This is a genomic window from Bacillus sp. LR--39, assembly GCF_053613335.1.
In genome coordinates this window covers 1-981 of sequence record NZ_JBSIOT010000421.1, presented here as the reverse complement: position 1 = coordinate 981, position 981 = coordinate 1, and the positions used below count along the sequence as shown (strand labels likewise).

The 981-nt window shown below is 48.4% G+C and carries 1 protein-coding gene; it reads left to right on the top strand.

Annotated features, from left to right (window positions below):
- The coding region (locus tag ACWHAR_RS23740) for a condensation domain-containing protein (protein ID WP_452088025.1) at positions 1-981 on the top strand (981 nt) is incomplete at both ends.

Sequence of the window (981 nt, the reverse complement as noted above, 5' to 3'; positions counted from 1 at the left end):
TCGTTTCTTTTGGTATCAGCGCATTCATCATATAGCGATCGACGGCTTCGGTTTTTCCCTGATAGCCCAGCGTGTGGCAAGTACATATACTGCGCTTATAAAAGGACAAACAGCTAAAGGCCGTTCCTTTGGGTCTCTCCAGGCCATTTTGGAGGAGGATACAGATTATCGCGGATCAGAGCAGTATGAGAAGGATCGTCAATTCTGGCTGGACTGTTTTGCAGATGCACCTGAAGTTGTAAGCTTAGCTGATCGGGCGCCGAGAACATCTAACAGTTTTCTTCGTCATACGGCATATCTGCCTCCGTCTGATGTAAACGCGTTAAAAGAAGCGGCGCGCTATTTCTCAGGAAGCTGGCATGAAGTCATGATTGCGGTGTCAGCTGTTTATGTGCACCGTATGACCGGCTCTGAGGATGTTGTGCTCGGCCTGCCCATGATGGGTCGGATAGGGTCCGCGTCACTGAATGTACCGGCTATGGTGATGAACCTTCTCCCGCTCCGGCTGACGGTAAGCTCTTCGATGAGCTTTTCTGAACTGATTCAGCAAATTTCCCGGGAAATCCGCAGTATTCGGCGACATCATAAGTATCGCCATGAAGAGCTTCGGCGCGATCTGAAATTGATAGGTGAAAATCATAGATTATTTGGCCCTCAAATCAATCTTATGCCGTTTGATTACGGTCTCGACTTTGCCGGCGTCCTGGGCACAACGCATAATCTTTCAGCCGGTCCTGTTGATGATCTATCAATCAATGTATATGACAGAACAGACGGCAGCGGGCTGCGAATTGATGTTGATGCGAATCCCGAGGTATACAGTGAGTCTGATATTAAGCTTCATCAGCGGCGTATTTTGCAGCTGCTGCAAACGGCTTCTGCCGGAGAGGACATGCTGATTGGGCAAATGGAGCTTCTGTTGCCAGAGGAGAAAGAAAAAGTCATTTCTAAATGGAATGAGACGGCAAAATCAGAGAAGCT